The 21,550-nt window shown below is 39.4% G+C and carries 25 protein-coding genes; 14 read left to right on the forward strand and 11 right to left on the reverse strand.

All coding sequences use genetic code 11. The features are described 5' to 3' along the window. Positions 1 to 14 precede the first annotated feature (14 nt). The 5 genes from LKM37_08145 to LKM37_08165 all read right to left on the reverse strand — a co-directional run bounded on the left by LKM37_08145 (position 15) and on the right by LKM37_08165 (position 5,453). Entirely contained in the window at positions 15 to 2,135 is a 2,121-nt protein-coding gene (locus tag LKM37_08145; GenBank protein MCI1720953.1) for a HAMP domain-containing histidine kinase, read from the reverse strand. A 3-nt stretch (positions 2,136 to 2,138) separates the two neighbouring features. Further along, on the reverse strand, positions 2,139 to 2,303 hold the full coding sequence (locus LKM37_08150; GenBank protein MCI1720954.1) for a rubredoxin: 165 nt from the start codon (positions 2,301 to 2,303) through the stop codon (positions 2,139 to 2,141). Between the two features lie 47 nt (positions 2,304 to 2,350). Further along, positions 2,351 to 3,766: an FAD-dependent oxidoreductase gene (locus tag LKM37_08155; protein ID MCI1720955.1), complete on the reverse strand. Its 1,416-nt coding sequence runs from the start codon at positions 3,764 to 3,766 to the stop codon at positions 2,351 to 2,353. Between the two features lie 39 nt (positions 3,767 to 3,805). Beyond that, positions 3,806 to 4,417 (reverse strand): YkgB family protein, encoded by a 612-nt coding sequence (locus LKM37_08160; protein ID MCI1720956.1) that lies wholly within the window; start codon positions 4,415 to 4,417, stop codon positions 3,806 to 3,808. A gap of 166 nt (positions 4,418 to 4,583) precedes the next feature. Next, entirely contained in the window at positions 4,584 to 5,453 is an 870-nt protein-coding gene (locus tag LKM37_08165; GenBank protein MCI1720957.1) for a helix-turn-helix domain-containing protein, read from the reverse strand. Positions 5,454 to 5,515: 62 nt separating this feature from the next. Between LKM37_08165 and LKM37_08170 the strand changes: the two genes are divergently transcribed. Next, complete coding sequence (locus LKM37_08170; protein ID MCI1720958.1) at positions 5,516 to 6,526, forward strand: MBL fold metallo-hydrolase; 1,011 nt, start codon at positions 5,516 to 5,518, stop codon at positions 6,524 to 6,526. Between the two features lie 40 nt (positions 6,527 to 6,566). Here the strand turns inward: LKM37_08170 and LKM37_08175 are convergent, their stop codons facing one another. Genes LKM37_08175 through LKM37_08185 form a run of 3 tightly spaced genes read right to left on the reverse strand, consistent with a single transcriptional unit; the run spans position 6,567 to position 8,075 of the window. After that, positions 6,567 to 6,839, reverse strand: coding sequence for a Txe/YoeB family addiction module toxin (locus LKM37_08175; GenBank protein MCI1720959.1), 273 nt, complete (start codon positions 6,837 to 6,839; stop codon positions 6,567 to 6,569). A 10-nt stretch (positions 6,840 to 6,849) separates the two neighbouring features. Further along, positions 6,850 to 7,167 carry a hypothetical protein gene (locus tag LKM37_08180; protein MCI1720960.1) on the reverse strand — a complete coding sequence of 106 codons (318 nt, stop codon included), beginning with the start codon at positions 7,165 to 7,167 and terminating at the stop codon, positions 6,850 to 6,852. A gap of 59 nt (positions 7,168 to 7,226) precedes the next feature. After that, positions 7,227 to 8,075 carry an SDR family NAD(P)-dependent oxidoreductase gene (locus LKM37_08185; protein ID MCI1720961.1) on the reverse strand — a complete coding sequence of 283 codons (849 nt, stop codon included), beginning with the start codon at positions 8,073 to 8,075 and terminating at the stop codon, positions 7,227 to 7,229. 66 nt (positions 8,076 to 8,141) lie between these two features. On the opposite strand from LKM37_08185, the gene LKM37_08190 reads away from it, so the two are divergent. Continuing rightward, positions 8,142 to 8,858, forward strand: coding sequence for a hypothetical protein (locus tag LKM37_08190; GenBank protein MCI1720962.1), 717 nt, complete (start codon positions 8,142 to 8,144; stop codon positions 8,856 to 8,858). Positions 8,859 to 8,910: 52 nt separating this feature from the next. Here LKM37_08190 and LKM37_08195 read toward each other — a convergent pair whose 3' ends face one another. After that, entirely contained in the window at positions 8,911 to 9,285 is a 375-nt protein-coding gene (locus LKM37_08195) for a desulfoferrodoxin (GenBank protein ID MCI1720963.1), read from the reverse strand. A gap of 63 nt (positions 9,286 to 9,348) precedes the next feature. Between LKM37_08195 and LKM37_08200 the strand changes: the two genes are divergently transcribed. The 4 genes from LKM37_08200 to LKM37_08215 all read left to right on the forward strand — a co-directional run bounded on the left by LKM37_08200 (position 9,349) and on the right by LKM37_08215 (position 12,887). Next, entirely contained in the window at positions 9,349 to 9,960 is a 612-nt protein-coding gene (locus tag LKM37_08200) for a flavodoxin family protein (protein ID MCI1720964.1), read from the forward strand. Between the two features lie 82 nt (positions 9,961 to 10,042). Next, the gene (locus LKM37_08205; GenBank protein MCI1720965.1) at positions 10,043 to 10,822 is read left to right on the forward strand and encodes an ADP-ribosylglycohydrolase family protein; all 780 of its coding nucleotides are present in this window, start codon (positions 10,043 to 10,045) and stop codon (positions 10,820 to 10,822) included. 126 nt (positions 10,823 to 10,948) lie between these two features. Then, positions 10,949 to 12,079, forward strand: coding sequence for a Fic family protein (locus tag LKM37_08210; protein ID MCI1720966.1), 1,131 nt, complete (start codon positions 10,949 to 10,951; stop codon positions 12,077 to 12,079). Between the two features lie 211 nt (positions 12,080 to 12,290). After that, positions 12,291 to 12,887 carry a hypothetical protein gene (locus LKM37_08215; GenBank protein MCI1720967.1) on the forward strand — a complete coding sequence of 199 codons (597 nt, stop codon included), beginning with the start codon at positions 12,291 to 12,293 and terminating at the stop codon, positions 12,885 to 12,887. 120 nt (positions 12,888 to 13,007) lie between these two features. Here LKM37_08215 and LKM37_08220 read toward each other — a convergent pair whose 3' ends face one another. Next, positions 13,008 to 14,855 (reverse strand): DUF2075 domain-containing protein, encoded by a 1,848-nt coding sequence (locus LKM37_08220; GenBank protein ID MCI1720968.1) that lies wholly within the window; start codon positions 14,853 to 14,855, stop codon positions 13,008 to 13,010. Positions 14,856 to 14,999: 144 nt separating this feature from the next. Further along, positions 15,000 to 15,926, reverse strand: a complete 927-nt coding sequence (locus LKM37_08225) for an HNH endonuclease (protein MCI1720969.1) — start codon at positions 15,924 to 15,926, stop codon at positions 15,000 to 15,002. A 199-nt stretch (positions 15,927 to 16,125) separates the two neighbouring features. On the opposite strand from LKM37_08225, the gene LKM37_08230 reads away from it, so the two are divergent. The 8 genes from LKM37_08230 to LKM37_08265 all read left to right on the forward strand — a co-directional run bounded on the left by LKM37_08230 (position 16,126) and on the right by LKM37_08265 (position 21,547). Then, on the forward strand, positions 16,126 to 17,136 hold the full coding sequence (locus tag LKM37_08230) for an HNH endonuclease (GenBank protein MCI1720970.1): 1,011 nt from the start codon (positions 16,126 to 16,128) through the stop codon (positions 17,134 to 17,136). A gap of 299 nt (positions 17,137 to 17,435) precedes the next feature. Continuing rightward, positions 17,436 to 17,912 carry a DUF4251 domain-containing protein gene (locus LKM37_08235; GenBank protein ID MCI1720971.1) on the forward strand — a complete coding sequence of 159 codons (477 nt, stop codon included), beginning with the start codon at positions 17,436 to 17,438 and terminating at the stop codon, positions 17,910 to 17,912. 80 nt (positions 17,913 to 17,992) lie between these two features. After that, positions 17,993 to 18,289 (forward strand): hypothetical protein, encoded by a 297-nt coding sequence (locus LKM37_08240; protein MCI1720972.1) that lies wholly within the window; start codon positions 17,993 to 17,995, stop codon positions 18,287 to 18,289. A gap of 6 nt (positions 18,290 to 18,295) precedes the next feature. Continuing rightward, complete coding sequence (locus LKM37_08245; protein ID MCI1720973.1) at positions 18,296 to 18,790, forward strand: DUF4251 domain-containing protein; 495 nt, start codon at positions 18,296 to 18,298, stop codon at positions 18,788 to 18,790. Between the two features lie 11 nt (positions 18,791 to 18,801). Continuing rightward, positions 18,802 to 19,122 carry a hypothetical protein gene (locus tag LKM37_08250; protein MCI1720974.1) on the forward strand — a complete coding sequence of 107 codons (321 nt, stop codon included), beginning with the start codon at positions 18,802 to 18,804 and terminating at the stop codon, positions 19,120 to 19,122. 28 nt (positions 19,123 to 19,150) lie between these two features. After that, positions 19,151 to 20,455 (forward strand): ATP-binding protein, encoded by a 1,305-nt coding sequence (locus tag LKM37_08255; GenBank protein MCI1720975.1) that lies wholly within the window; start codon positions 19,151 to 19,153, stop codon positions 20,453 to 20,455. A gap of 194 nt (positions 20,456 to 20,649) precedes the next feature. Beyond that, a complete protein-coding gene (locus tag LKM37_08260) occupies positions 20,650 to 21,255 on the forward strand; it encodes an HTH domain-containing protein (protein MCI1720976.1) in 606 nt (201 codons plus the stop codon). A 61-nt stretch (positions 21,256 to 21,316) separates the two neighbouring features. Beyond that, the gene (locus tag LKM37_08265; protein MCI1720977.1) at positions 21,317 to 21,547 is read left to right on the forward strand and encodes a hypothetical protein; all 231 of its coding nucleotides are present in this window, start codon (positions 21,317 to 21,319) and stop codon (positions 21,545 to 21,547) included. The last annotated feature ends 3 nt before the right edge of the window (positions 21,548 to 21,550 follow it).

Here is a 21,550-nt window from a genome sequence, read left to right on the forward strand (position 1 = left end):
TTTTCACAGATAATTTACTTGTCAAATGGGAGCGAAAACAAAAATTTTGAACCTTTTTTATACTCAGATTCCACCCATACTTTTCCGTGCAATCCCTTAGCTATCAGCTTGCAAATATGCAAACCAAGCCCTGTACCCTGGGCGAATCTGTTAAGTTTTTCAAAGCGTTTAAATACTGTGTCAATTTTATCTGCGGGAATTCCTATTCCGGTATCCTCCACGCAAAAAACAATTTGGTTATTCGCAACAATCTTGTTTTCAGCACTATTAGCATCCTGCGCAGAATTATTATTGCGCTGCTTTTCTACGTAATAATCAATCTTTATATTGCCCTTATCCGTAAACTTGCAAGCATTGGTAAGGTAGTTAATTAACACCTGCTCAACTCTTTGCGGATCCGTATTAAAAAGGAAATCGCTATCGTGAGGAAGAAAAGAGATATTTACTCCAGGCTTTGCATTGTTTCTCACGCTTTCTAATGAAGTAGCGCACAAGAAATTAGCAGAAGTATTAGTGATATTAAACTGCATTTCCCCGCTCTCCATCTTTGCAATATCCAGAACATCACCAACTAAAGTAAGCAGCAACTCTCCGTTCTTGCTAATCATTTCCTGATACTCCTTAGCATCCTCATCGGAAAGCTCTTTGTGATTCTCAGATATTAAAGCAGAGAAACCAACAACCGCATTAAGAGGCGTTCTGATTTCATGGCTCATATTCTGCAAGAACATGGTTTTCATCTTGTTAGCACTTTCAGCCTCCTCTTTTGCCTTAACCAGCTGACGTGCCAGCTTGCGGCTATTGCGCAAAGAAATATATGCGTAAACAGATAACAATAAAAGCAGAAATGCTACAAGCATTGCAATTTCCCCGCGCTTCTTTGCAAGCCTGGCATCTGCCAATTTCTTTTGATTATCAAGGTTTTTCACCTTCTGCTGCAGGGAATTTATATCATATAATATTTGGAATTCAGTATATTTTGCGGCAATATCCTCCTCTGACTTTTGCTTTAACAATTCTATGTAATCCAATGCAACGGGAAGCAACTTATCGGTTTTTCCGCTTGCCTTTGAAGCGGTTAGATAATAATCCATGCATTCATCTTTGTAGATAGCCTCCTTGCCGGATGCAAAATAGGCATCAAGCAAAGGAAGAGCATCAGAGTATTTCTTTGCAGCCATGTAATAGCGGATTCTGTCAATTGAATAAGGTGAGTTAAACTCCTCCGCAAGGTGGGAGCTGCGGTCAGATAACTCCTTCATTCTGGCATAGATATGTTCAATCTGAGCGTGAGACAAATATGAAGAATTGGAAAGCAAGCGGCTGTAACAATCATAATAAATGAAATCAAAATTAGCATACTTTCTACCTTGCTTTCTTGCTTTTACTATAAGTCCGTCCAGCATGCTAATATTCTTTAAATCAGCGGCTATAGCCTCTTTGTGCATCCCGGCCCTGGTGTAAAATATGCCAGCAAAAATGTAATACAAAGAGGGCAGATATTTGTTTCCATCCTTAGGCAAATTGCTAATCATTGTATCCAGCTGCTTCATGTAATTGCTGAATAATCTGCCATTTGTAGAGTAGAAGACAGATATGCAAACACCAAAAAGCTGTTGAATATTGCCGTATATGCCAATGTCATGACCAAGAGATTTGTTATACTTAAGAATTATATTTTCCAAATTCTTAAGCTTCTCTTCCTCTTTAACCTGCCCAAATCCTAAAAATGCGCGGTCAACTTTTAAAAGAGTGATGACCTCATCCCTTGCATTAGAACGCGGAAGTTTCTCAGCCTTAGATATATAATAGCCGAGGGTATCTATGTTTCCAGTATTTCCAAAAGCATGCAGAGCCTCAAGCTGCACAGGAATATCTTTATGAGCTGCAGCAAGATTATACAGTTTTCTGCTAACCCGCATCAGAGTCTTTGCTGACTGAAATAAATCTAGGCTATCACGCAGGTTTGCAACCTGCATATTGTAATCACTTGCAACTTGTCTGTTATTACTACTTGCAACTTTACCAGTATAATGATGTAAGCCCTGTGCACTACTGCAAAAAGCTGTAGTACAACATATAACAAAGAATATTACCGTCACTTTCGTGACGGCATATTTAAACGGGCCAGGCATTTTTTACTCCTCTACAGGAGAAAAATTGTACTTTTCAGCGCCACAAGCAGGACACTTAAAATCTTCCGGGAGACTTTCAAACGGAGTGCCGGGAGCGATACCAAGTTCAAAATCTCCTTTTGCGGGATCATATTCCCAACCGCAAACATCACATTTGTACTTTTTCATAGCTGTTTTTTTTAGACGTTCAAATTTACAAAAAAAACTCATACGCTCTACATAAACAGGTCATTAAGCGCCTCGCTCATGCTAGGATGAGTAAAAATAAAATCACGCAAGAATTTGTAACTCAATCCGGCCTTCATAACAATTGCAATTTCATTTATCATTTCAGATGACTCCGGACAGAACAGTGAGCAGCCAAGGATTTTTCCTGTGTTCTTCTCAATAACAGCCTTTAACATTCCCTCAGTCTCACCTATTGTTTTAGCTCTTAGGATGCTCATCACAGGAAGTTTTTTAACAATTACATCAAGCCCTATCTTCCTTGCATCATCCTCTCCAAGTCCAATCCTGGACAAAGGAGGGTCAATAAAAACAGAATAGCTCACATCTTTTCTATCCGCCGTACTACGCTCATTAGAAACATCTCCTTGAATTATATCCCTCTCAGGAAACATGTTGTCCCTAACAATCCTGTAATCATCAAGTGAAATGTAAGTAAACTGCAGACCGCCCTTAACATCACCAACCGCACGCACATTAGGATTAGACGTAACCAGCTTGGAATCAACCTTTATATTGCCGCGTTCATCTGTCTCAATGCCGGCAGCAGCAAGGTTGAGACCAACCGTATTTGCTTTGCGCCCGGTAGCCAGCAACACCGCATCTGACTCAATTTCAATAACGTCGTGCTGTGAGTTATACATATATCTCACGACAGTTTTTCCTCCCCTTTTTGCAAGTTCCTGCACACTCACATTCATCTTAAAATCAATGCCTTTCTTCTCCAATGCACTCTTAACGGCAGCAGCAATGTCTCTGTCTTCACGTGTAATTAGCTCAGGAAAATACTCAAGCACAGTCACTTTAGTGCCAAATGAAACAAATATTGAGGCAAATTCCAGTCCTATATAACCGCCTCCGACAATCGCCAAACTTTTTGGCAGCTGCTTCATCTCCTCCATAATAGAGGTACTGGTAAATACATTTGGAATTGATGCAATTCCCTGAGGACCATCTATTCCCTTAATTTTAGGAATCACAGTTTCAGCGCCTGTGTCTATTATGATATTGTCAGATTTAAGCACTAAATCAGAAGTCCCGGAGGAAAAATGCACATTCACAGTGTTTTTGGACAAGAAAGAACCTGTCCCCGTAAACACGTCTATATTAGGATTATCCGCAAGATTATGATAATTTTTATCACGCAGTGCGGAGGTTACTTTCTCCTTCATTTCCAATGCCTTAGCAAAGAAATCAGCACGCTCCTCTGCAGGCATGTGCGTAGCAAGCTTAGCCATGTGCACCAAAGTCTTTGTCGGGATGCACCCAATATTAATGCATGTACCTCCGTACATCTTGCTAGACCTTTCAATGACAGCCACTTTCATTCCTCTTTTAGCAAAATCTGCGGCAAGTGTCTTTCCGCCTTTGCCAAACCCGATTATTATTGCATCGTATGTTTTCATATTAATTTGTGTTTAACAAAATGTATAAAATCTACCTGCTTATGCTTTTTCTCTGTTAGCCAAAATCCTTTTGGCACAATCAGTTATGAGTACAACCGCACCGGCAATAATTGCAGTATCCTTGATTACAAGCCGCCCGGCGCCGCTAAGTAATGGGAACCCATACTCTCCGCTTCCAAGATTTTGCACCCACACCTCCGGAGTGGTAACCAAGAAAGATAACGTCCCTATCATCATGAAAATCACCAAGAAAGCTCCAACCATTCCAACTTTTGGAGAGAACATTCCAAGAAATGCCAGGATTCCAATGCTCATAATCACAACTCCAAGCAAATGGGAATATCCATAAGTATTGTTGGCCTGGTGCCACTCAAATTTCTTTTGGTCAAACTCCCCTTCCTTAAGTTTATACTGCTTATAATCAGGAGCTTTCTGCGTATAGAAAAAACTCATAAAAGGGCTATTGGCAACAAATGGCACAATCCCCTCCGCCTCATAATTCCAGAATTTAAGTCCGCCAATCCAGACAAAAATTATCAAAATAGCCACGCGAATCAGATTAGCACCAAGTTTCTCCTTGCTGGCAGCACATTGCAGGAACTTATCCCACAATTGTTTACATTTACAGTTAGAATTGCATACAGTGTTCATATCATTTATAATTTTAAGATTAATTTCACACTGCAAAGATGAGGTTCCACACCTCATAAATAAATAGCAAAACTTCCGCCCCTGTTGGCAATACTTCCCGATGGCACCCAAAATGACGCCGTTATATCTGGTATAACGTTGTAATATCCAATATAACGGCGTGCAATTATTTCAATTCACGTGCACGGAAATCTGAGATGTTGATAGTTTCTTCATTTTTGAAGAAGCGGCTGAAGGATGCAACGTCCTCAAATCCAAGGATGTCACCTATTTCTTTGGCGCTCATGTTGGTGTAAAGCAGAAGGCGTTTGGCTTCCGCAGCTATCCTCTGATGAATGACTTGCAATGGTGACGGCAGCTTGTAAGAGGCAAATAGATTTGAGAGCGTTTTTGGAGAACGGAACAACATATCGGCATAATCCTGCACCTGTTTTTTCTCTTTAAAGTTGTTATCTACAAGCACATAGAACTGTCGCACTATCTCAAAACTCTTCTCGTTTTCTTTAGTCACGGCATATTTTTGCCTGGCGACTCTGGTGCATGTTATTATAAAGCGCTTAAGCACAATGCGCAGCATCTCTTCCTGCAAATCATCTTGTATGCTGCACTCATCCATAAAAATATCGGTGATGCTGTGCAGCCGCTCAGATTGAGCCTTGGAAAGCTTGAGTGTCATTAAATTAGAAGAACCGTTAAACAAAAAACCATTACAGGAGACCTCACTATCGTGACCATAAATACAGTAGAAGTTGCTGTTAAACAGCAGACTAAGATAGACCGGCTGTTTTAAGTCTTTTTTATTCCCGACAGTTTCTGTGGTATTATGCATAAATTCAAGATGATGCATCGGACTCAAGGAGACAATCTCATCCGCCTTCACTGTCAATGGCACATGGTCAACCACAATCTGCAAACTTCCTTTCTGCACCCAGATGAATTTATAAAGGCTCCTATCTCTCAGAAGTTCAGGACTTTTATGCAAATAGTAAGTTATGGCAATGTTGCCGTTCAGTTTGGTATTCAGTTTGTATTCCATAAACAAATATAATTCATAACTTTGATAAAAATACGGTCATTATGAAAAAGATTCTTTGTGCTATGATTATTGGAATTTCTTCACTATTTGCATTTTCAACCACGGCCAGCGCTGCAAATACAACTGAAAATGGGTCTGCAGGTTCATCAATAAAAGCACCTCGCACAGAAAAATATGTCACAAAAGACGGAACGCAACTAGTGTTTCATTTCTACAGTCATTCTTCAATAGCCATTGAGATTCAGCCAACTACAACAAACAATCAAAAAGCGTTAGGCAAAACACAGGTTGCTAATAAATCATTTATTTATATAGATCCTGTTAACAGATATGGAGAATTTTACAAAGAGCCCAAAGCCGCAGCCATTCTCATAACCCACTCACATCCAGATCACTTGGACAAGGTTGCCATCGCCGAGCTAAGTAAAAATATGACTATTATTCTCAGCGACAGGACTTCTGCTGAGTCCATAACAGGCAAACAATCAGACACTAATGAAGGGCACATGTCAATAGAAACCATTGCGGTAAAATCAATTGGAGTTTCATCTTTGGATAGAGAAGCCGGAGGGAAAAACAGCAATTCAACTGAAAATCAGGAAAAAGCAACTTGCATGACAATGTCTCCGGGACAGGCTGCAACTTTGAGCATAAACAAACACGGCATTGCGCATATTGGTATGATGACGGGGGCAAAATCAAATGACATGATGATAAAAATTGAGGCGGTTCCGGCGTACAATACAACCAAAGGTCACCTGCAATTTCACCCACAAGCGCGCAAAGATTGCGGCTACATAATCAACATTGGAGGGTCACGTATTTACATTGCGGGGGACACTGAGAACATACCGGAAATGAGTAACTTAAAGAAAATCGACGTTGTGTTTTTGCCGGTAAACCAGCCATTCACAATGACAGTTGAACAAGCGGCGGCGGCAGTCAAAACCATACGTCCAAAAATCTTCTATCCGTACCATTACGGCAATCAAAACGGCCAAGCATCAGACATGAAAGAGCTTGCCAAGCTCACTGCTAGATATACTACAATTAAGATTATGAATATGGAGTAATTGACAAACAATAAATGCATGCAAAAAAATGCACTGCATGCTATTTATAATGTCCCATACAAGAAATGACATTTACCGTGCTTGTTTGGTCATCAATAAAGTATATGAGTCTGTTTGCCTTACTGATTCGCCTACTCCAAAAACCGCTTAATGAGCCTTTGAGAGGCTCAATTTGACCACTGCCACTTCTAGGATGCGTGGCTAACTCGACAAGTAATTTCTCTATTTTCCTAATTTCTGCTTTTTGGCCAGAACTTCTCAATTTTTCCAAATCGTCTTCCGCCTCATTAGTCAACACCACATTGAAAATCATAACCTTACCTCTACTTCTTAAACTTTTTAAAATACTCTTTTATCTCCTTTTCTGACTTTAATGTAACGGCAGCTTTAGATTTCTTTGTCTTATAAGCCTCTGCCCTAGAGATGGTTTCATTTAAATTTTGATTATCTTCAAACCACTTATCACCACTTGGACTAGGATTTGCGCTCACTTCTATTTGCATGCTCTCAGCCTTGCTAATTAGAATACCTTCTATAAAAGCTTTAACACTTTCACCATTCGCCGCTGCCATAATGGAAAGCTTTCTAAATGCATCCGTTGGCAAATCGATATTTTTCCTTTTTAAACTTACTGTAGCCATATAGTTTATATTTATCGTTACAAAGATATAAAATATATTTAATATACAAAATACTATTTTTATATTTTGATTTTCAACCGCTCCCAGAAACCGCGCGGCATAATCCGCCAGAAAAATACAAGCACAGAATAACGCCAGTCAATGATACGGGCGCGTTTGCGGCTGCGTATTGCCTTGTAAATCAATGGAACAGCATATTCAGGCTTCATGGTCATAGGATATTTATCATCTTTTAGCAACGCTGTCTGCATAAAGCCAGGGCGGATGTCCGTAATACAAATTCCCAATCCGCGCATCTTTGAGAGCTGGGACAGACTTTGCAAGTAATTGGATTGAAAGCGTTTAGAAGCGGAATATGCCGCCGCAGCACCGATGCCTTTAGTCCCGGCAATTGAACTTACTGCTACAATCTGAAAACATCCCGGGCTAACAACTTTATTACCAGCATTTCTCACAACAGCACCTCCATTGGCCGCATCTCTCCTCATGGCAAAATACCTAAAGGCCTCCCCTACCATCCTGCTGAACCCCAGACAATTAGTCTGAACCGTTGAAAGTTCCCGCACCTCATCCAAATCGGGATTATAAAATCCAATGCCTGAGACATGGCAGTAAATGTCCATTCCGCCCATTTCACTTATTAAATCTTTTAAGTTCCCGACAGCTGTATCTTCGTTTATGTCAATGACTTTTGTAAACAAGCTGCATCCGGCACAAGCACTTGCACAAGCACTTGCACTTGCACTTGCACTTGCACTCGCATTTGCAGCCGCCTGCACCTTCAACTCTTCCAGCAGTTCAACTCTTCTGCCAGCTGCACCCACAATAAAACCGTCATGTAAAAACTTAGCAACCAGCATTTTCCCAACGCCAGAAGTGGCGCCCATGATTACAACTCTCTTTTTCATAATCTTAGAATTAAATTCTATACCTTTGTCATATAAATCAAAGCAGAACAAAGTAAAGCAAAATCTATGAAAAAAATACTATTTGCTATTGCTCTGGCAATACTCTCATTATCAGCTGCCGGCATATCACAAAAAGCACAAGCGCAAGAACCGTTCATTCCTACTAAAGCGGGAACTATCGTGATAACAGCAGAAAAAAACGCTGCTGGCAAACTTAGCGGCTACACCAAAACAACCATCGTAAGTTCCAAGATGACAGATAAATCCAACGGAACGCTTATAATGAGGATAGAGATGTTAGATGAAAATAAAAAGCTCCAGGATATGGGGGACATGTCATGCACCGCAACTATAAAAAATGGAGACCTTTACATTTCTGCCCCAAAAATTGCTGTTCATGCAACCTTCAAAGACAAGAAGACAGGAAAGAGCACTGACGTAGATACATCATTTATCGGGACGGGTGAACCACAATTCTTCCCCGTTAATCCAAAGGTTGGAGAGACTCTTCCTAACTACAGCTTTGCAGTAAAGATTAAGTTCCTTAAGCTGACAGCATTAGCATTAAACAGAAAGGTGACTGCAATTGAGAAACTTACAATAAACAGTGTTACCTATGACTGCTGCAAAATAGAGCAAACGGAAAAGGCTAAAGCCATGATGTTTGGAGAAACAGAACGCACGGTCAACTGGTATGCGCGCGGCATAGGCCCCGTTAAAAGCATCACGTATGACAAACACGGCAAACTGGATAATACAGAGGAACTTGTGTACGTAAAATAACATAAAAAAGGCCACATTTCTGCGGCCTTTTTTTTATAACATCGGCATACTCTTACTTCTTCCAAAGGCCGTGCAGATTGCAATACTCAAATGCTGCAACAACCTCATCACCTTCACATAACGTAAAGCAAGCACAAGGTTTCTCACCCGGCTTTAACTCTTTGCGCTGGTTGCCCTGCTTTGTCTGAAGGCAAATCCACTGAATGTAATGCTCCGGAGTCATTGGATGCTCAACGCTTCCAACTGTAACAGTAACATTATTTCCGGAAACCTCAACAACAGGAACATGCTTTTCCTGAGCTGCATCCGTAGTATTAGGGACAAGTTCCTGCATTGGTTCTCCGCAGCAAACAACTTTAACTCCGCTGCTGTGTACATAGGCAATTATATTGCCGCAATGTCTGCATCTAAAAAATTTTACATCCATGATAATTCAGTTTTAAATTTATACTCAAATATAATTAAATTTGAGACATAAAATCATAAAACGATGAAAGCACTACTAATTAACGGCAGCCCTCACAACAACGGCAACACCGCATTTGCATTAACAGAAATAGGAAACGAGTTAAATAAGAATGGTATTGATTATGAGATAATTGGCATAGGCAACAAGCCAGTCATGGGATGCATTGCCTGCAACAAATGCGCGGAGAAAGGAGATTGTGTTTTCCAAGATGAAGCTTTTAAGAAAATTCGCGCCGCTGCAATAGAGGCAGATGCAATTGTCATTGGCTCACCGGTTTACTATGCCGGCCCCAACGGAGCTCTTTGCGCAATTCTGGACCGCCTGTTCTATTCCAGTTCAGATTTGCTCATGTACAAGCCTGGAGCAGCAGTTGCCGTATGCCGCAGGAGTGGTGATACTGCTACTCTCGACAGGCTTAACAAGTATTTCACTATCAACAACATGCCCCTTGCCACATCACAATATTGGAACGGAGTCCATGGAGCAGTGCCAGGAGAGGCGGCACAAGACAAAGAAGGAATGCAAATCATGCGCACCCTTGCAAAAAATCTTGCCTGGCTAATGAAAAACACCCATGGTAAAGAGACTCCGCAGCCAGAGTCCGTCCGTGCCCGCACCAATTTCATCAGATAGGAAACATGTGACAAAACCTGTCACAACACCGCAGTATCTTTGCACCCGATAAAAGTTACACAAGTTAAAATTCGTTTATAAAATGTTAGGTGCAATCATCGGAGACATAGCGGGTTCCAAGTATGAGTTCAACAATCGCCGCAGCAAGGAGTTCACGCTCCTTGCCGATGATTGTTATTTTACAGATGATACTGTTTGTACAATTGCAACCATTGATTGGCTGCTCAAAGGAGCAAAGCTCACGGGCAATGATACCTACACCAACATTCTGCAGAGATGGTGCCTTAAATACCCGGAGCCAAAGCGCTCTTACGGAGGCAGTTTTCATAATTGGTTCAACTCCCCTAACCCACAGCCTTACAATAGTTTTGGCAATGGCGCCGCAATGCGCGTGTCACCAGTTGGCGTCTATTTTAACAATGTCAAAAACATTCTGGATTATGCGGAAGCAACGGCTGTTGTAAGCCACAACCATCCGGAGGGAATCAAAGGAGCTCAGGCAGTTGCGCTTGCAGTTTATCTTGCAAAAAGCGGGAATGGCATGAAAGAGATCAAAAGCAAAATCAGGGCGGCATTCAAATACAATCTTAATATGACCTGTACTAAACTACAGGAAACCAATATGTTTGATGAAACATGCCAAGGCACTGTGCCACAGGCTATAGTAGCATTTTTGGAGAGTACCGGTTTTGAGGATGCTATCCGCAATGCCATCTCCATTGGCGGAGACTCAGACACCATAGCTGCCATCACCGGCGGCATTGCAGAGGCTAAATACGGTATTCCTGAAGAGCTGAAAAACAGAGCATTAACCTTTCTTCCGGAGGATATGAAAATTGTGGTAGAGCTCTTTTACAAGTGAAAAATTAATTATATCGCCTATGGAATCAAGTAATGACAATCAGACTGCAAAACAGTGCTATTAGTCAAAACTTACCAAATAATTTATTTTTTATAATTTTGGACTTGATAAACAACGCCTAGAGATATGCCTAAAAGAAAGCATATAAATTTTGACTCATATATACATGGCAGTGAACCAAAAAGAAAGGAGAAAGCCCACGCATGGAGAACAGCCATTGGACTGCAGGAAGTGGATGGCCTACAAACTTCTGTTTACCTGCAAGATATTGCACGCAAGCATATTGAAGGTGATATAAATATTGAAGAAGCCAGAAAACTTATTCATAGTTATTACGAGTCAAAAACATCACACGCACAAGAGAGTCTAGATACTGAAGAAGCTGACAAAGTCTCAGCAAATATCGCTAAAATTTTGAATGAGAAGTCTTTTTCATTCTCAGCAGCAGGTTTTCTATCAATTCACAGACGTCTTTTTGAAGGCGTATTTGAATTTGCAGGCAAAATTAGGGATTATGATATCACTAAAAAGGAGTGGGTTCTTGGCGGAGCAACAGTACTCTATGTAAACTATCAAGATTTACTTAAAGCCATAGAGTATGATCTGCAGCAGGAAAATAACTTCTCCTACAAAGGGCTATCAATGGATAATATTGTAAACCACATTGTTGGATTTGTTTCAAATTTATGGCAGATTCACCCTTTTAAAGAGGGTAACACACGTACCACTGCGGTTTTTACAATTAAATATTTACGTTCCATTGGGTTTGAAGTGGACAATGATTTATTCGCAAATAATTCATGGTATTTTCGCAATGCATTAGTTCGTGCAAATTATAGAAATGTCAGTCAAGAGATTGAGCCGGATAAACGGTTCCTAATTTCCTTTTTTAGAAACTTAATGATGGGAGAGAAAACGGAACTGATCAACCGCTCCATGCTAATCAACGCTCCGGCCAATTGGAATAAAATGAGTCATCGCCCGACAAGTACCCGACAAGTACCCGACAAGTACCCGACAAGTTTTCCTGCACTGCAATCTTTAATTAAAATCTTGAATGGCAAACAATTATCAGTAAAAGAAATGTTATTTGCCATGAAATTAAAAGATCGTGAAAATTTTATGGAGAAATATCTATCCCCTGCAATGAAAGCCGGATATATCACCATGCTATACCCAGAGAGCCCAAAGCACCCGCATCAAAAATATCTGCTCACAGAAAAGGGTGTGCTACTATACAAAGAAAAAAAATTTTAAAATCTCGACGGATTATCATAGATTAATGATAACAAGGCCGTAGGCCCGCGACCATAGGGAGCGTGCAGTTTCGCGCTAAGCGCGTTAGATCACAAGGCGGTGCGGTGCACTTGTGCCGCACCGCTTGATTTTTTACTCGCGACAGAAAATGTCAAAGAGGTGTTTCATCTTTGCAGGTAATTTATTAATTTTGATACATAAACTTATGATTATGAAAAAATTATTGATGCTCTTTTTTATCTGCTTATTTACGAGCAGTTTGTTTGCACAGGTTAAGTATGCTGAGGTATATAAAAAACAGCTGAAAAACGATGTATACCAAAAATTGATTGAAGGCAATTTAGATTTTCTTCAAACTGAAAGAAATCTTAAAATAATTCTTGATTTCTCTCAAGCAGATATAAATGGAGCTACTGCTGAGCAATTCATTGACGTTATTCCCTTGGAGTCAGAATCACTTGATAATGAGGAAAAAGGGTGGAATAAAAAAACACTTAATAACGACGTGCTTAGGTATGAGTTTGTTAACAATATGAATCAAGCCTTGTCGCAACATAGATCTGGTTTGCGGATTGTAAATAACTTAGATTCAAAGTATAAGGCCACAGTTTATATAATTTCGGTCAATCGCAAAGGCGGAATTAAAGGCATTATAGATTTTACACCTAATGATTCAGATAAATCTTTAGCGAAGGTCACTTTTTCGCATTCAGGTGGGAGCCATGGTTCTATTTCTAATTTAATGGGAGATGCGCTGAAGGAAGCAGGTGAAAATCTGGGCGCATTTATAGCTAGAAAAGCGAGATAGAGGACATATTCCCCAAGCCGAAGGCCGCGACCGTAGGGAGCGTGCAGCTTCGCGCGGAGCGCGTTAGACCACAAGGCGGTGCGGTGCACTTGTGCCGCACCGCTTGATTTTTTTAAAAATTTAGATCTCTTTAATCCCGATGGATTTCAAGTAGTTGTAAGTAGTATCGTAAAACTCACATTTACGGGTAGCATCTTCATTGTTACCTTCTGGAACAACAATGCACATACCTTGGCGAGCACGAGTTAACAAAACTCTATAGGCATTTTTTTGATATAACTGCCTCTCTTCCTTATTGATATGCTGCCACTTAGAGCCTTTAAAATCATTGTGGTCCCAACCATTTGCAGTATATCTCATATCCCCATCCCAAACAATGCAACCCCAATCTAGTTCCAATCCTTGAACATCAAATTCGGTTGCTACATCTTCCATGAAATATGAAGAACGTATATCATCTTTATCATCCAAAAACCAATGAACCGGATCAGTTTGCAACTGAACTGTAATTGCAAATGGCCTCAGCCTATATGCCTGAGAAGAAACCATGACGCCATACCTCTCGTTTCCCCTAGCATGTTCCTTAATCCATTTCTTACCAGCTTCTACAGAACGTGTTAATACTATCGGATATTTAGTTAATTCTGAATAAGTTGAGGCCGCAACGTCACGGCGCAGATCCAACAATTCCTTTACAAATAAGGCAAGCTTTTCTGCCCTAAAAGAACGCATAGAAACTGATAAATGTAGAGCAGAATTATAATGGATTCTGGAAGGATTTACAATGGTTTTTAATGCCTCATCAGCAGCATACTCACTATCGTGTAAATTCGGAGAAACATAAATATCCCAATTAGAAAGTTTCTCTTCATTTAATGCATTAAACCACTCACTTATACCGGCTTCTCCACTGTTTATTTCCTGTCCACCTCCTACAAGACAAATTACTACTGCCCAATCAGAATTACGGTCTAGACAGGAAATTAAGAAGTTAGATTCAGAATAGTTGAAGTCAGACACATTCTTTTTCCTTGCCATCCATGATGACGCATAATCTTTTGTCCATGCGCGTTGAGCTTCATCAAAGATCGCAATGTGCTCTGGTGGTGGACCTTGCTTTTGAATACAATCGTCTCTAAAGTTATGTACGTTTTGAATGAACTCCTTTACAGTCACACCTGCATTGACTCTGGTTAAACGTTCTCCTTTATCTTTTGCACGTTTGATACTATCACGTATTAAAGCCTCACGCAATACTGCTACAAGCGGCCCATTCCCAGACAGATATACAGCTGGAATGCTTTTGTCTTTATCCTGTTGCTCCACCGCTACCCTTAACCCTACTAACGTCTTTCCAGCTCCCGGAACACCGGTTACAAAACAGATTGCTTTCTTATGGTTTGCCTTAGCGTCCTCTATTATATCAAATATACTCTTACAGGTATCTTCAATGTTTTTTGCTGAAGCAGCAGTACTTGTAATATTTTCAACTGTTTGGTTTTGAAACATGTATGAAGCTGCCTCTATGATTGTTGGGGTTGGTGAATAAGCACTGTTCCCCCACTCTACAGAATCTAAAGTCGCTGTCCCTAATTGTGCAGTAATTGCTCCTCCTATGACTTCTCCAAGATTATTACTGTTGCACTCAATTGGTTTGTATACCCCATCGTTGGCTATTTTGTCTTGGTATTTTTCAAATGTAAAGTATCCTAAATCAGGAGCTTGTGTGGCTATTAGGATAGGAAGTATTGTGGCATTGTGGCTTCCTTTTTGGAAGTTCTTTAAGTCTAATGCGTAGTCCCATACTTGGTCTAATCCTGCGTTTGTGTATGTGTCATTGCCGGCTTTGAATTCTAGGACGAATATTATTCCATTGATTATAAGGACTATGTCTATGCGACGGTTTAGTCTTGGTATGGAGTATTCAAAGAGGATTTGACCGGTGTATAGTGGCAGGATTTGTTTCATTAGCGCGATTTCTGTTTGCCAGGCGTCGCGTTGGGTGATGTCTATGCTGAATTCTCCGTTATTCACTAGTTGTCCCATGATCTCTGTGTCAGAGGTTGTTAGGAAGGTTGAGATGGTGGATGTGTAGAAGGAGCGATTCATAATTTATCTATATACATTTTCATTATGCCACCTCAAAAAATCCTTACTAGGTTGGTCATAAATAGTATTTGGGAGAATAAGTAGTTTCTGGCCATGATATTTATAATAATCACGACCGTTATTAAATTCTTCCTTTATTCTTTTGCTAACTTCTACATTGTATGTGTCAGTAATAGTGATATATCCATCATCAAATAATTTGTGTAGGTCGGATCTCAATAGCAATCCATTACTAGTTACATTTGGTCCATCGTTAGAATATGGTCTAATGTGCGCAGCTTCAAGTACAGGGAGAGTTCTTTCGCCACTAATTGCACATCTTCTTGTATATGCATCAGTTACAAGAACTCTAAAACCTGCTTGTCCAATGCGTACATTAGAGATTCTCTGGGTATATCTTGGCTTCTGTAGGTCTTCAAGAATAGGTTCAGTTTTAATTCCTGGCTTAGAATATCTCATAATCATTTCTGACACTTTATTCCAATACTCTAAACCCTCCACAGTATCAGTAGAATATGACTTACCTTGGACGGCGCTTGTAGGCCAGCCATTAGGGACTGGTATCCAATCATTTATTTCAAAAAAAATTGGATTTGAAAGTACAATACAACCAATATTAGGATTGTCTTTCAGGGACAGTTTTCTGTAACCGTTGATCTTTTTACCAAAAGTTTGATAGTTTTTTACTCCATTTTCCTCCTGAAATACTTCCCAAGCATAATTTAATGGAAGTATTGAGCTTGAAGTAAAGAATCCAACTCCAGCAATTTTGTTAATTGGACTTTTAAGACGAAACAAGAATGGAGCACCTGGCTCAAGAACACGAAATACAGTGGAACCACCCGGTTGCCAGAAGTTAATATCGTCTGGAGACAATTCCTTAAGGAAATCATACCAATCTTTATCTGTATTTCCGATATAGTATTTCATAACCACTCTCGATCACTCACAAAGTTAGTAAAATTGCAATTACATTGTATCCCAATAAATTATTATAAAAAATCACTAAAATAAATGACGCCATTTGTCACTTATTTCATATCTTTGTTAAGGTTATATAAAAGCGATGAACCTCCCATCCTCACCATATCTACCAATAAATCGTCTCAGCCAAATCTTCAATAAGACTGTGGCAACGTATAAGTTTTATTGGTTCATATCAATTCTGGAGATATATTCAGAGAAAAACAATCCAAGGATTAATCTATGGGACATCATTATTAGAATGGTTGCAAACGCATGGTACCCTATCAACTATTTTAAATTATCATTTGGCAAAAGCGACTCAATGTATGACGTCGTAAAGGAACTAAGAAATATAACTAACATACCTATTGATACAGATAAGAAAGAGATAATCAGCATATTAGAACAAGAGGTCAAAAGTAATAAAGTAAAAAATCTGCTACGAATTTTTACCCTGAATGTTCCATTTAGATTTCTAAGGCCATGGATTGACACTTCTGACGATAAAGAAACAGTTGAACGCTCAACTCATTTCGAAAATAGCTGCCTATATGCAATTCGAAGAGAATCAAATGATTGGTGGATTGATATAAATCCCGTATGGAGTGAATACATCACAACTAATTGCAAAATACTTCTTGATTTTTCCTACTGGAATTTGGCACTATTCTTACAAAATCGCAATCCGAACGTTCCGAACATACCTAACAAGCTTATCAAGCCTGATCTAAGGACTTCATTAAACAGTCAGCGAAAATTCTGGAATACAGTCATAACCGTAGAAGGTAATTTTAAGTGTATATACACAAATAAAGAACTTCAAGTAGGAGAATATGATTTAGATCATTTTATTCCATGGAGTTTTGTATCACATGACTTATTATGGAATCTCGTTCCCGTAAGTCCTGAAATCAATTCAAGTAAGAGTGATGGATTACCTGATTTAAAAATTTATTTACCCAAATTAGCTGATTCTCAACATAAGGCGTTGAAGACTTTTACTGTTGTTAGCAAGTCAAATAAAATCTTAGAGGACTACTTATCTCTTGGAAGTAGCATTGATGAGTTAATAGAAATGGATGATAAAAGTTTCTACAAAGTTTTTGAAAAAACATTTTCCCCTCTTGAACAGATAGCTTTAAATATGGGATTTAAGATATGGAAAAAGAATTAAATAATTGTCCATTTTGTCATCTATCAAAAGATGTAAAAATCATTTGTGATTCAGATGATTGCGTTGCATTTTACGGTTTATAACCCCTTTTAGCGTTGCGCCACAAAGCAGCGCAACGCCTTGTGGTTCACGCGGCTACCGCCGCGAGGATGCACGCTCCCTACGGTCGCGGGCCTTCGGCCTTGGGGACAAGATCATTAGTAGTTAGTAGTTAAATAATACCATCGGGATGCAGCAGAAGAGAAAAGATAGTATTCAGTATCAGGGAGGAATTGAGAAACATATTTAAACTTAATAAGATGAAAAAACTTTTAACAATTGCTCTACTGCTTATGCCTGTTTTTATGCAGGCGCAGTCCAATGAAGAAATTCTTTCATCATTTATTCAACAAAAGGTTGAGAGTCAATCTGTTTTTATTCACGTGAATATTGCGGAACCTATTGGTATGAGCATAATAGATCTTTATACAAGTAATTATTACATTCAATATATTAAGGGAAAGGTTAACTGTGATTTGCCATATTATGGCAACGTCGGTTCTGGAGTGGTTAATGACCGGGATCTTTCAATTAGGGCTAACAATACTCCGGCTGAATGTACCACCGTTTTTAACCCAAAGAAAAAATTATGGAAAATTAACATTGCATTTATTAGAGATAAGGACAGCGAGAAGACAGAATGCCAGATTCAGCTGTATAGCAATGGATTGGCTTATTTGAGAATACAAGCGCCTGGGAGGAGTACAATTAGTTTTGAGGGCAGTATAGTACTGTAAAATGTGTAAAAAATAACGGCATGGAGATTGTGAAAAAATGAGTGTATATTTGAAGTAATAACATTTAAAAAACTATCGAGATGAAAAAACAAACTATCTACCTTATTATTTTTATAGTGCTTGCAATAGTGGCTGTTCTGGTGCTGAAGTCGGGAGTTTTGGCAGCGCTGATTGTGGCGATTTGCGGTGGAATTTTGATTGATAAGTTGCTGGAAATGACGCATAAGAATGCGACCACGGGGAATGCGGTGATTGCTTCTTTGATTGGAATTGCGTTTTTCTTTATCGTGCTGGAGTCTAATACCGGAGAGCTTGTTTGCGGGGCGATTGCGGCGCTTGTGGGGGTTATTGATTTGATTTTGTGTTTTAAAAAATAACTGGTTATGAAAAAGATTATTACACTGTTGCTGATTTTGCTGCCGGTGTTCTGCATGGGTCAGACCAAGAAGGATAAGCAGGCGGCTATGGTTAAGGATGCTGTGGAGAGCGGATGTGTGTATGTGCATGTGGAACAGGTTGTTCCCCTATCTATGAGGATGAAGGATGTGTCTACGGATAGTTATTCTTTTAAGTTGAAGGACGGGAAGTTGACGTGTTATTTGCCTTATATTGGGACTTCACAAACTGCAATTATGGGGAGTGATGATACCGGAATTAAGGCTGAGGCGTTGCCGGTTAGTATGAATAAGGTGTTTAATGCAAAGAAGAAGTGCTGGTGGTTAACGTTTAATTTTGAGAATGTTAACTTGCATGAGCAGATTAATTGCAGGGTGCAGATTTTTACTAACGGGCAGACATATATAAGGATGCAGCCGGCCGGGAGAGATAGCATTCAGTATCAGGGAGAAGTTGAGAAACAGGATAATAATAACAATTAATTGGCTGCAATATGGTAGGAAAGTATAAGGTGGTGACTTTGTGCGGGAGCACCAAGTTTAAGGATGAGTTTTTTGCTGAGCAGAAGCGGCTGACTCTTGAGGGATGCATTGTTATTTCTGTTGGACTGTTTGGGCACAGCGGGGATGATGAAGTTTGGACTGCAGGGACCAAGGAGATGCTGGATGATATGCATAAGAGGAAGATTGATATGGCAGATGAGATTTTTGTGATTAACGTGGGCGGGTATATTGGAAACAGCACGCGGAGCGAGATTGAGTATGCGAAGGCACACGGGAAAGTAGTGAATTATTTGGAGAAAGTTTCCTTGTAAAAGATAAATTTTTTGTATATTTGTCCTTATGAAAAGGAAAGAAATAATACAGGCGCTTATTGCCAATAAACAGTCAGAAATACCTTTTAGTGTGAATGCTAGAGAGTTAAAGCTTCCACTGCAAGTGAAAAAGATAATCACTATTCCAGGTGTAAGACGCTGTGGCAAATCTTCTTTGATGATGCTAGCCATTAATGATCTTATTGCAAAAGGCATTGATAAGAAAAAAATTCTATGGCTTGGTTTTGACGACGAACGTCTATATGACATGACAACTAGCGAACTAGATGAAGTTATAACAGCATACTCGGAAATGTTTCCTGATATTTCAATCAGGGAAGTTTATATGTTTTTTGACGAGATACAGATAATTGAAAAATGGGAATTATTTGTATTGAGACTGTATAAATCATACTGCAAAAATATTTATATATCAGGCAGTAATGCATTTCTATTATCCGGTGAGTTATCTTCCGCACTACGAGGTTGGCCAATTGAATATAACGCATACCCTCTGTCATTTAAAGAATTCTGCAACTTTAAACAAGTTGATTATACATCGTATACAGAAAATGGCAAGGCCAAAATCAAAAAAGCTTTTATTGAATTTAACAATAGAGGCGGTTTCCCTGAAATTGCGTTAACTAAAGAAAACTCTCTAAAAGACAATAAATTGCAAGGATACTTTAACACTATGTTATTTAGAGATCTAGTGGAGCATTATAAAATATCTAATCCAGAAATAGCGAGATATTTTATAAAAAGGATTATGGCAAATATCGGATGCCCTACTTCTATTCTTAAAATTTATAAGGATATAAAATCTCAAGGATATGCGGTAGGCAAAGAGATGTTGTATGAACTTTCTGAGCATATATGCTCAATATTCATGTTCTTTAAAATACCAAAATATGTAAAGTCAATAATAAAAGAAGAAAATTCTTTACATAAATATTACTGCATAGATAACGGATTGAAGAATTCTGTACTCATACCACAAAATGAAGACAATGGCAAATCGCTAGAAAACAGCGTATTCCTACATCTAAAACGTAATTGCTTACCAACAGATAAAATATATTATTATTCAGGAAAAAATGAATGTGATTTTGTAAAGCAAAACGGTGACAAAATAAGTAACCTAATACAAGTAACATGGGATATGCATGCAGAATCTACACGTAACAGAGAATTAAATGGAATTTTAGAGGCAAGTAAAGCAACTGGCTGTAAAAATCTGACAATAGTAACTAATGATGATGAAGAGATTATAAAGATTAATAATCTGGATATTAACGTTGTACCTGCATGGAAATGGTTGCTTAAGAAGTGAACAAAAACACACAGTTTGCTCTGCAAACTGTGAAGCGTTGTGCCACAAAGCAGCGCAACGCACTGTGGTTCACGCGGCTACCGCCGCGGAGATGCACGCGCTCCGCGCGGTAAAAAAACGCAAGCGTTTTTTTACTTGTTAGTTTTCCGAATTTTTTAATTGTTAGTTAGTGAAATAAAAAAAGATATTTTATTATGGACCAACCTAAAATTGAGAGAGTTCTGCGGCTAATGAAGATGCTGACAGGAAATTTGAATTATACCGTTGATGATATTGCGGAGCGGCTGGAGATTGATAAGCGTTCTGTTTACAGGTATATTGATACGTTTAAGGAGGCGGGTTTTGTTGTGATGAAGGAGGGTGGAGTTTACCGTCTTGGGAAGGAGAGCAGATTTTTTAAGGATATTTCCCAGCTGATTCACTTTTCTGATGAGGAGGCGTATGTGGTTAATTCTCTGATAGATGGGTTGTCTGATGATAATCTTATGAAGCAGGCTTTGAGGCGCAAGCTTGCCAGCGTCTATAACTGCACCAATATGACTGAGATTGTGACGCAGGGTTCTCATGCGCTGTGCGTAAATGAGCTTGCAGAAGCTATCAATGATAAAAGGCAAGTTATTCTAAAGCACTATGCATCATCTAATTCCAAGGAAGTTCGCGACAGATTAGTGGAGCCGTTTGGGTTTACCGCTAATTATGTTGAGGTGTGGTGCTATGACTGCGAGGCTAAGGCAAATAAGTTGTTCCGCACCGCCAGAATGTGCTCAGTGGATGTGACTTCCGCTAAAGTGGAAGTTTGAGAGCGAACATAAGACAGGCTTTGTAGATATCTTCAGGATAAGCAGTTACAGACAAATCAGAGTGCAGCTGGAGCTTGGAGTTATGGCGCATAATCTGCTGCTGGAGGAGTTCCCGCTTGGAGAGAGAGACTGCACCCCTATTGATGAAACTCACTGGTTATTAGATACTAAGGTCTCCTCTTATACAGGTGTCGGCCGCTTTGTGATTGGCCTTATGGATGATATAAAAATCATCAGCTCCCCCGGTTTGGAGAAGTATATCAAAGATTTTACGGCTAAATACGTTAAGTAGTTT

The sequence above is a fragment of the Bacteroidales bacterium genome (genome assembly GCA_022647615.1).
In the GTDB taxonomy this organism is placed as follows: Bacteria; Bacteroidota; Bacteroidia; order Bacteroidales; family UBA932; genus Egerieousia.

Excerpts from the sequence above, each read along its gene's own strand:
- LKM37_08145 (MCI1720953.1), bottom strand. The coding sequence starts at position 2,135 with ATGCCTGGCCCGTTTAAATATGCCGTCACGAAAGTGACGGTAATATTC.
- LKM37_08150 (MCI1720954.1), bottom strand. The coding sequence starts at position 2,303 with ATGAAAAAGTACAAATGTGATGTTTGCGGTTGGGAATATGATCCCGCA.
- LKM37_08155 (MCI1720955.1), bottom strand. The coding sequence starts at position 3,766 with ATGAAAACATACGATGCAATAATAATCGGGTTTGGCAAAGGCGGAAAG.
- LKM37_08160 (MCI1720956.1), bottom strand. The coding sequence starts at position 4,417 with ATGAACACTGTATGCAATTCTAACTGTAAATGTAAACAATTGTGGGAT.
- LKM37_08165 (MCI1720957.1), bottom strand. The coding sequence starts at position 5,453 with ATGGAATACAAACTGAATACCAAACTGAACGGCAACATTGCCATAACT.
- LKM37_08170 (MCI1720958.1), top strand. The coding sequence starts at position 5,516 with ATGATTATTGGAATTTCTTCACTATTTGCATTTTCAACCACGGCCAGC.
- LKM37_08175 (MCI1720959.1), bottom strand. The coding sequence starts at position 6,839 with ATGATTTTCAATGTGGTGTTGACTAATGAGGCGGAAGACGATTTGGAA.
- LKM37_08180 (MCI1720960.1), bottom strand. The coding sequence starts at position 7,167 with ATGGCTACAGTAAGTTTAAAAAGGAAAAATATCGATTTGCCAACGGAT.
- LKM37_08185 (MCI1720961.1), bottom strand. The coding sequence starts at position 8,075 with ATGAAAAAGAGAGTTGTAATCATGGGCGCCACTTCTGGCGTTGGGAAA.
- LKM37_08190 (MCI1720962.1), top strand. The coding sequence starts at position 8,142 with ATGAAAAAAATACTATTTGCTATTGCTCTGGCAATACTCTCATTATCA.
- LKM37_08195 (MCI1720963.1), bottom strand. The coding sequence starts at position 9,285 with ATGGATGTAAAATTTTTTAGATGCAGACATTGCGGCAATATAATTGCC.
- LKM37_08200 (MCI1720964.1), top strand. The coding sequence starts at position 9,349 with ATGAAAGCACTACTAATTAACGGCAGCCCTCACAACAACGGCAACACC.
- LKM37_08205 (MCI1720965.1), top strand. The coding sequence starts at position 10,043 with ATGTTAGGTGCAATCATCGGAGACATAGCGGGTTCCAAGTATGAGTTC.
- LKM37_08210 (MCI1720966.1), top strand. The coding sequence starts at position 10,949 with ATGCCTAAAAGAAAGCATATAAATTTTGACTCATATATACATGGCAGT.
- LKM37_08215 (MCI1720967.1), top strand. The coding sequence starts at position 12,291 with ATGAAAAAATTATTGATGCTCTTTTTTATCTGCTTATTTACGAGCAGT.
- LKM37_08220 (MCI1720968.1), bottom strand. The coding sequence starts at position 14,855 with ATGAAACAAATCCTGCCACTATACACCGGTCAAATCCTCTTTGAATAC.
- LKM37_08225 (MCI1720969.1), bottom strand. The coding sequence starts at position 15,926 with ATGAAATACTATATCGGAAATACAGATAAAGATTGGTATGATTTCCTT.
- LKM37_08235 (MCI1720971.1), top strand. The coding sequence starts at position 17,436 with ATGAAAAAACTTTTAACAATTGCTCTACTGCTTATGCCTGTTTTTATG.
- LKM37_08240 (MCI1720972.1), top strand. The coding sequence starts at position 17,993 with ATGAAAAAACAAACTATCTACCTTATTATTTTTATAGTGCTTGCAATA.
- LKM37_08245 (MCI1720973.1), top strand. The coding sequence starts at position 18,296 with ATGAAAAAGATTATTACACTGTTGCTGATTTTGCTGCCGGTGTTCTGC.
- LKM37_08250 (MCI1720974.1), top strand. The coding sequence starts at position 18,802 with ATGGTAGGAAAGTATAAGGTGGTGACTTTGTGCGGGAGCACCAAGTTT.
- LKM37_08255 (MCI1720975.1), top strand. The coding sequence starts at position 19,151 with ATGAAAAGGAAAGAAATAATACAGGCGCTTATTGCCAATAAACAGTCA.
- LKM37_08260 (MCI1720976.1), top strand. The coding sequence starts at position 20,650 with ATGGACCAACCTAAAATTGAGAGAGTTCTGCGGCTAATGAAGATGCTG.